The organism is Polynucleobacter sp. MG-27-Goln-C1, from assembly GCF_018881905.1.
GTDB lineage: Bacteria > Pseudomonadota > Gammaproteobacteria > Burkholderiales > Burkholderiaceae > Polynucleobacter.
Genome location: NZ_JACVPM010000007.1, coordinates 26029 through 34421 on the forward strand (window position 1 = coordinate 26029; position 8393 = coordinate 34421).

Below are 8393 nucleotides of genomic sequence, written 5' to 3' on the forward strand. Positions count from 1 at the left end.
TTAGAAAATGCTCCTATTGGACTGGAAACTTGCTCATTGGGGTCATTATGTGCCCCGCAGAACTGAGCTGCCAATTAATTCGGCGCTTTTCAGATTTAATAACCTGCAGTTTGACCCCATTTAATTTGTTCAGCCTATCAACAGCCTGACTCACTAAAGATCTTTATCTGAGCTGTGAAGCTAGCTAATGATGAGATAAACAGTTCGAAATCTTAGTAAGATTAAAACGGAATAATCATCTCTTCCATTACATAGCGGTAGAAGTAATTGGGACCCAAAAAACCAGCAGACTTGCCGTACCCTGCGCGGGTCTTAAAGTAGTAGTCATTGGAGGCAACAGGACTCGTTGCTGCAAGCTCATAAAGTTGAGTGGTGGTGCTTGGGTCTTGATTAACGGTTTGCCGCCCTACCCCCGCCGTACCGCTCAAAACCCAACCAGCAATCCTTTTTCTAGCCCCAAAGGCAATCATCGTTTCGCTATATTCGTTTGGGTTAAAATAATTATTCACAACATTGGTATTGGTATCGCGAAATTGGCGATAACGTAATTGGGCAGTTACCCCATAATCAGGAATTAAGTCATAAATCAGCTTTGCCCTAACTGTCGGCCTAGTGTTAGTATCCGAAAAATACATATTGCCTGCCATCACAATTGCCGTTAATCGCTCAATAATTTGCTGCTCAATACTGGCACCACCAAATGTGTAATAGATCCCGTTGTTAAGTGCATTTTGTGTTTCAACTCGATCGCGGTTAACAAAAACTTCTGCTTTTGTTGAATCGGTAACGCGAAAGCTGTAATTACTATCTGTAGTGAGTAGCTTATAGCCATTTTGCAAGTTATAACCAAGGCTAAGGTTGTATCCCAGGCTTGTTCTGGGATTAATATTCTTAGTTATTAAGGTATAGACCTCCGCAGATGAGTCCCAGCCACCCTGCGTAAAGTAATTATGCTGATAACTCAGTCCGGTATATTTTTCTCCATGCTCGTATAAAGGCATGTAGCCAGCGTTGTACTTGTAGGTTGAGAATCCCTCGCTGTCAGAGGCAATATAGGCATTTGGAATAGAAATTGCTTGCTTTGTAGCCTCCTCTTCCTGAGCGTATAAGCTTGAACCCATATTCAATAAGAGTAAGGCGAATAGGCAATGGCGAAGCGATCTCATTTTGTCCCCCAAGTCTTCTTGAGATTAAAAAGCTCTGAAAAATATCCATAAACGCAGGCTGGCTGCAAAACCAATCCATATGCAAATACATAGAATAGAAACCCTAAGATATTTTTGCGTACTTTTAGGCCCTCTTGGTCAAACATAGCCTTTCCCTTGGAGTACATACGCATATTAAGTATGAAGGCCAAGGGCAAGAGAGACAAAGTCATTGGGCCAACTATCCAATATATTCCAAAGCATGCCAACACCATTCCAGGTATAAAACCAAAGGTATAGGCTATATCTATGAATGGGAATAGCGTATTCCACCAGATATAGAGGGTTGATAACCTCGGTTTAAATAAAATTGTTGGATTTTCTTTGAATGTCTCTATCAGCCCCCGCGACCAGCGCTGCCTTTGTTTAATAAACTTTTTCAAAGTGTTAGGGCAGTCAGTAAACGCCAAAGCATCTTCAGCATGTCCCACCCTATAGCCAGCCAAAAGGATTTTCCAAGTCAAGACAATATCTTCGCCAACCATATTAGGCCACCCACCCAAGTCAACCACAGTTTTGCGGTCATAGAGTGAAAAGGCGCCTTGCGCGACTAGCGTACCCTGAAACAGTGATTGAATACGCTTCACGGTTGCGATGCCTAGGAAATAATCCCATTCCTGCGCTTTGGTAATCCAATTTTCTCGCGAATTTCTTATTAGAATCTCACCAGCTACCGCCCGTGTATTAGTGGGGTCAGAGAGGTATCGACCGACTAAGTGTCGTACACCGTCTTTAAGAATATAGCTATCGGCATCGATTGAAATGATGATGTCGGTTTTACTTTTTTCAAGCCCATAATTAAGGGCGGTAGCTTTTCCAGCGTTCTTAGGTAAGTTAATTAATTCTAATTTTGGGTGCTTTTCCCTAAGGGACTCAACAATGCGAGGAGTTCCATCTATTGACCCATCATTAATAACAATGACACATATATCAGCCGGATAATCCTGTAAAAATATTCCGGATAGAGTTGAACTAATTGCCTGCTCTTCGTTATAGGCAGCGACTAGTATTGTGACTGGCGGATACTTTTGTCCTTCAATCACGTTGGGCCGTTTATCCAGGAATAAAGCAATTGATACAAATGCATTCATAAATCCAGGGATGATGGCTATAAATGTAATGATGAAATAGGCGGGAATCAGCCCAATAGCATTACTCAGATCCGAATACCAAGGCTGAGAAAACCAAAAAGAAAAAGCCATCCAGCTCAAGGAAAAGAGCAAGGCTGTAACAAATTTTGTTTTTACAGAGAAGTACAAAAACTAGTACCAAAAATTAATGATGTATTTAAGTATGTCATGAATGCTAGAAATTAGGCAATATTCACTACAAATACTATGTAAACCTCAATAAGTTAGTAGGTTATTCACCTACCCACATGGTTAACGGCAATGCTATGGGGTAGCCTGTGCAGCCTTTAGGGTTATTCCAGAAATTAAAGAGCCGCAATTACGACTAAGGCATCACAAATCCATATGACACTAAGATAATTAGGCAAGGCATCCGACCCCTTCAATTTAAAGTCCTTTTATCAAACTAATAGGCGTAATATGAGATTAGGCCCACCTTCCAGCCTTTTGAGTTAACACCCTCCTCGCAAAGCACTCTTTTTAGAAATGAGGCTTCATATGCAATTAATTAAAAAATCACTCGTATTGCTAGTAATATCCGTCACCCTGATGACCTCAGCGTGTGCCGGCTCAGCCACTAGCGAAAGTGCAGGTCAATATATTGATGACAGCGCAATAACCACCAAAGTTAAGGCTGCCATCTTTAATGACCCTTCACTAAAATCTCTTGAGATCAATGTAGTCACTTTCAAGGGGGAGGTTCAACTTAGTGGGTTTGTAGGCAGCATCGAACAAACCAATCGCGCAGTTGATGTTGCAAAGACTATCAATGGCGTGACTTCAGTTAAAAATGATATGCGAGTTAAGGGAAGCATGAACCCTTTCTACAGATAACAAGGGAGACTCCATGATTCGCACCATTGCCATTATTCTTCTAGTCCTTTGGCTGCTAGGTTTTGTTTCCTCTTACACCCTTGGTGGGTTTATCCACGTTCTGCTAGTCATTGCAATTGTTATGTTACTTGTTGAAATCATTCAAGGACGACGGCTGTAGGTTTATCGTATATTTTTCTGTTAAGTTGAGTCCGTCAGCGTTAAAACGGCTCTTTTAATCCGTTGGTCGCGATTCGAATCTCGCCCGACCCATCAGTTATACAAAAGCCACCTTCGGGCGGCTCTTTTCTTTTTGGCTGAATGAAATGTATGGATTACCGTTTGTGACAATAGTTGATCTTGTGGAGCGTAATTGGTGGCGATGGTAGGCGCTGGGTAACCGTGAGCGTCTCAATACGCGAGGGTTTTTCGGGTTAACCGACATTTCATATGTGGATGGCTGGTAGACGGCTAACGACCCATAAGAGACGCTCGAGCTATCAACAAATAGTCAATCGTGATAGCTCGTCAGTAGGTGCATCTTAGATTCCTGATCTACTGTCATTAACGTAGGTGCTTCGGTTAAACTAGAATGAGACTTTCATCGATTGGGCATATGAGCGCGAAGGACGTCAAGTACCCCCCTTTTTTTTCGCATTCCAGCAAAATAAGCATTGGCATCACCTCTTTGCCAAGCATTCCGCGTTTTGTAAATCAGAGCTAATGCCTTTAACAAGTCGATACTCCAGTTAACATAAAAGCGCTTCATATGGGCAGTTGCCTCATGTCTCAAGCCACTTCTAATTACTGCACGGTAGGCGCCTGGCTCTTTCTCAGCCCACTCTTTACGGGTTGAAGATAATGTTGCACTTTCAAGTACCCAATCTTTTGTCCAGATTCTTTTTTTCTTATTTTTATCTTCGTCACTTACAAAAAACCTTAAAAAATACTATCCAATACTTAACAGAAAATCTGCACGCTAAATATCATCCTTGATCTTAAAGCCCAAGGCTTGCATCGTGTTCATCATCTCTATATTTGATAAGGCAATGTCGGAAATTGCATTTGCAAACCGCGGAAGAACTTTAGCAAACTCCTTTCCGTCGTAAAGTTTTAATGCCCAATTAGGAAAGCGCCTTTCTTCAATTTCACGAATTCCGATAAGCTCAACGCGGTGATGTCTTGGGTCTTTTTCAATGCGCGACCATATCTCTTGAATATCAGCCCTTTTCCCCTCTAAGATTTGGCCAAAATGACCGTGGTCATAAAAGAGAACTCCCGTTAATTCGTGTCGTAGATTCCAGTGATAGGAAGTTTCAAGCAAGCGCATGATACCGAGCAATCCAAAATCATTGACCGCATCACTTTTATAACTTAACTCTACAAGATCCTCTTTTTTGGACATAACGATTAAGTCTCCAATGATCGCAGTGGCCTATCAAATACTGCGTATTTATCCCGTCCGCTTTGTTTAGCGATATACATAGCTTTATCAGCCATATCAATCAAATCATCGGTCTTGTTTGACTCATCAACGACCATGCTGGCAATCCCAACGCTGACAGTAATCTTTGGATGCTTATCACATGGAAAGTCTAGATATATAGAGCGTACAGCTTCCAATATTTCATTTGCAATCAAGATAGCGCCTCGCTCACCAGTATTAGGCAAAACAACAGCAAACTCTTCGCCACCCCAGCGGCAGCAAAAGTCTAGTGGACGAGATACACATTTTTGAATTACTTTTGCAACTTCGATAAGGGCCTCATCACCGCAGTCGTGACCATAATCATCATTAAAGATTTTAAAGTGATCAATATCGATAAATAAGGCGCTAATGGGCTACCTTGACCGAAGCGCATCTTTCCAATATTTCGGGAATTCAGTATCAAAGAAACGGCGATTTTTCAGTCCAGTCAAAGCATCTGTAAAGGCAATAACTAAAGACTCCGCAATAATCAGCGCCTTCTTATAAAAACGCCAAATAGTAAGTGCTACTGAAATGAAGCCCAACACGATAATGAAGATCAATAGACTACTGCGCTTAAAGTAATCTGCTGCTACTATCTCCACCGGCAATGAGACAGTCGTCACTAATTCATATTTTTTGGATATAGCGTATCCCACAAAACAGCGTTGAGAGAGCTGATTGGCGGCACTAATGTCTACAACACCGGAACCTTTTCCATCATCACGTACCCGTTGGTCGATATGCATACTGAGGTGAAAATCAATATTCCCTTGATTCGACGGCTTAGGATACATAAAAGCTAATTTTCCACCTTCTAAGTTGACCAATATCTGAGTACTAGCAATCGAATTCAGTGATTTGGCGAGGTGATCCGCCAAGGCCTCTGCATCAACCTGTTGAGTAATCACACCCAGAAATTGTCCGGAGCGATCTAGAACAGGTGCGGCAATGTGGAATGTTAGAAGCCCCGTTGTTTTAGCGGTTACTAAATTGCCCACAGCATACTGAAGCTTAGGGTTATTTTTTAGCATTGAAAAATAAAGTCGATCCGATAGATCAATGAGATTGTCTACAACACCATTACTTGTCGCCTGAACAAGCCCATTTGAGTCAATAAATACCGCTAATTGAAGTGAGTTATTTGTATTGGCAGAGTAAAAAGTGAGATGTGCATCTTTTAGTATTTGATAGGCAGACTCTTTTGTTAACTTGCCATTATTCGAAGCCTGCTCTAACTTGGGCCTTGCCACATCCACAATCTTTGAGGCATCGCCTAATACTGCCTCTAAGATAGTATTAGAGGCGTAAGCTTCTCGAACCAACTCTTCTTTTTGAGACTGCTGATATAAAGAATAATTCTCATACAACGCAAATGCCGAGCCAATCCCCAGAATTGCTGAAATAAAAATAAACTGCGAGATGTATTGGTTGCGGATTCTGCGAAGTGCCATTGCGCCTTGGGTCTATTAATATTTTATTTTTATAGATACTATAAGCAATAGCTTAGCATGGAGTGAGATTGGACAGGCATTGGCCGGATTGAGTCATCTGAGTCAGTTTGAGCAATTGGGCACTATTCGACCCTACACGGCCCTTGGAAAATCGCAAAGCAAAAACTGCATCTTCTTCGTTGAAGGATTTGCCTTGAAATCCCAGCATTTTGCTGAAAGAAGCCTTTTAATATGTCAAACGTTGGAAATTTGTTTATTGGGCCCCATCCAAACCTACCCTATTACGACCTCTCCAAACGGGTCACAGAATTGATTTTTGGCGCATATAACTTTGACATCTCGTTGAAAAAATCAATGTATAAAGTTGGTGAGATATTGAATATCTCAGAATTGAGTTGATCGTAGGATCTTCTGTTTCTTTGCACACCTCTTGACTGACAATTTTCAAGAACGCTTTTATAGTCATTAATAAAGTTAGAGCTACTAGAAGCTCCAAGCAATAGACTCAACCAAATACTTTGCATCTGAAAAGCAGACTTCTGAATCTCAAAAATCATACTTAGTGGATCTGCAGCATGTGATTTAAATGCATTTTCAACCATCTCAATACCCCACTCTCTCTATTTTCATTTCCAATAAAAAGTGCCATCTGAATTTTCTGAACCTAAATCAAACGCTATGAAACCCAACTCTTGAAGCGCTTCATTGACGGCTTAATATCTGTTCAATCATTTACCAATTCAATTTATAAAAAACATCACTCATGTAGATTGTTAGCGCTGATAAATCAGCCAATTTGACCTAAGTGCAACTCTAGCTTCATGTTAGACGAACTGCCACCGCATTCTTTGATTTAAATCAAATATGCTCATTAATCTTTGTGGGCTTCGTAAATAAGCTTAAACGCATCCATTTCGCACACTAAAGCATCAATGATTCTTGGGTCAAACTGAGAACCGCTCAATTTCAGAAGCTCATCACATGCCTCTTCGTGCGTCCAAGGCTCTTTGTATATTCTCCGGCTGACTAAAGCGTCGTAGACATCAGCCACAGCCATAATGCGGGCAGATAAAGGGATGGATTCACCTTTTAACCCATGAGGATAGCCGGTACCATCCCAGCGCTCGTGGTGACCTCCAGCAATTTCAATCGCATGTTGCAAGAAGCTAGGTAGATCAGAAAATCTTTCTTTGACGGTGACCAATATTGACTCACCAATAGATGCATGGGTCTTCATCACCTCCCACTCCTCTGGGCTCAGTTTGCCAGGCTTATTCAGAATTGCGTCTGGAATGCCAACCTTCCCAATGTCATGTAATGGTGCAGCGCGGTAGAGATCTTTTATCCGCACATCGGTTAAAAATTCTGCGTAATGCCCCATAGATTGAAGTTGTTGCGCAATCACTCTTACATACTTTGATGTTCTAACAATATGATTCCCTGTCTCGTTATCTCGCTTAGAAGCCAAGGTAGTCAAACTAGCAAGCAACGCCTCTTCAGTCTCGCCGATTTTTATCGTTTGCTTTCTAAGTAAATCTTTAAACATTTCAGACAAGCGAATAACCAAATAGAATAACTGCCGCAAAATTCCCAAAACCACAATTCCAATTAAAGTCACTGTATTGATTGCGCCTGGGTCCCCAAGGCTTTCAGTGAATCCAGCAAATAGCGGTGGAATTCGCATTACCCATAGAATTGCAGACGACAGGAAAAGCCAGGTCATCAACTCGATGTAACCATTTTTTAAAAGCCTGCTGGCACGTAAAGACATCCAGCTTGCAGCAAGCAAAGAAATGCTCCATGCACCAGCAATAAAGGCTGGAGTTATGCGACCAGCGCTCGAGACCACTAAATACTGCAATAAAAATCCATAAGCGACACAAATCAATAGCAGGGCATATGGAAATCTTGCCTTCTGACTACCAATGAGGATCAGACTGTAACCAAATAGAATCGATGATGCTGTTGAGAGAGTATGTGCTATCGAGTAACTAAAGACTGCGGGGAGATAGGGTCGGAAGAGAATAAACCCAACGCTCAATGCCAATGCCAAAGAAGCAATAAACCAATATTTTGCCGATCGATCATTCTGCCCCCTATAAAGGAAAAGCATCAAAAAACCGACCGTTAAATTAACGATAATCGATATAAGATAAAGTGGCTCTACAGTTAAGTTCATACTTAATCCACCCCGCCCTCAAGCTCCACCAGCATATGAATGATCATTCAACTACAAGATCAGTTTACGCCCGTAATTTAACTGTTGAATGGATTTCACGGGATTAATATTAAAGTTAATTGGAGTTAATGACGACTTATGGCC

At 41.5% G+C, this 8393-nt stretch carries 8 protein-coding genes; 2 read left to right on the plus strand and 6 right to left on the minus strand.

Features of this window, described 5'->3' with window-relative positions; all coding sequences use genetic code 11:
- Nucleotides 1-221 precede the first annotated feature (221 nt).
- Nucleotides 222-1166 (minus strand): hypothetical protein, encoded by a 945-nt coding sequence (locus ICN14_RS10250; protein WP_216226380.1) that lies wholly within the window; start codon nt 1164-1166, stop codon nt 222-224.
- Nucleotides 1163-2464 carry a glycosyltransferase family 2 protein gene (locus ICN14_RS10255; RefSeq protein ID WP_255536050.1) on the minus strand — a complete coding sequence of 434 codons (1302 nt, stop codon included), beginning with the start codon at nt 2462-2464 and terminating at the stop codon, nt 1163-1165. The genes ICN14_RS10250 and ICN14_RS10255 overlap by 4 nt, the downstream gene beginning before the upstream one ends.
- Before the next feature lie 369 nt (nt 2465-2833).
- On the opposite strand from ICN14_RS10255, the gene ICN14_RS10260 reads away from it, so the two are divergent.
- Together ICN14_RS10260 and ICN14_RS10265 are read left to right on the plus strand one after the other, a co-directional pair.
- Nucleotides 2834-3169: a BON domain-containing protein gene (locus ICN14_RS10260; protein WP_255536051.1), complete on the plus strand. Its 336-nt coding sequence runs from the start codon at nt 2834-2836 to the stop codon at nt 3167-3169.
- Nucleotides 3170-3182: 13 nt separating this feature from the next.
- A complete protein-coding gene (locus tag ICN14_RS10265) occupies nt 3183-3329 on the plus strand; it encodes a lmo0937 family membrane protein (protein WP_216226382.1) in 147 nt (48 codons plus the stop codon).
- Between the two features lie 798 nt (nt 3330-4127).
- Here the strand turns inward: ICN14_RS10265 and ICN14_RS10270 are convergent.
- The 4 genes from ICN14_RS10270 to ICN14_RS10285 form a co-directional block, all read right to left on the minus strand.
- On the minus strand, nt 4128-4553 hold the full coding sequence (locus ICN14_RS10270; RefSeq protein WP_216226383.1) for a BLUF domain-containing protein: 426 nt from the start codon (nt 4551-4553) through the stop codon (nt 4128-4130).
- 5 nt (nt 4554-4558) lie between these two features.
- Nucleotides 4559-4987: a diguanylate cyclase gene (locus ICN14_RS10275; protein ID WP_216226387.1), complete on the minus strand. Its 429-nt coding sequence runs from the start codon at nt 4985-4987 to the stop codon at nt 4559-4561.
- Between the two features lie 3 nt (nt 4988-4990).
- Nucleotides 4991-6070: a hypothetical protein gene (locus ICN14_RS10280; protein ID WP_216226384.1), complete on the minus strand. Its 1080-nt coding sequence runs from the start codon at nt 6068-6070 to the stop codon at nt 4991-4993.
- Nucleotides 6071-6941: 871 nt separating this feature from the next.
- Nucleotides 6942-8249 (minus strand): HD-GYP domain-containing protein, encoded by a 1308-nt coding sequence (locus tag ICN14_RS10285; protein WP_216226385.1) that lies wholly within the window; start codon nt 8247-8249, stop codon nt 6942-6944.
- Nucleotides 8250-8393 lie beyond the last annotated feature (144 nt).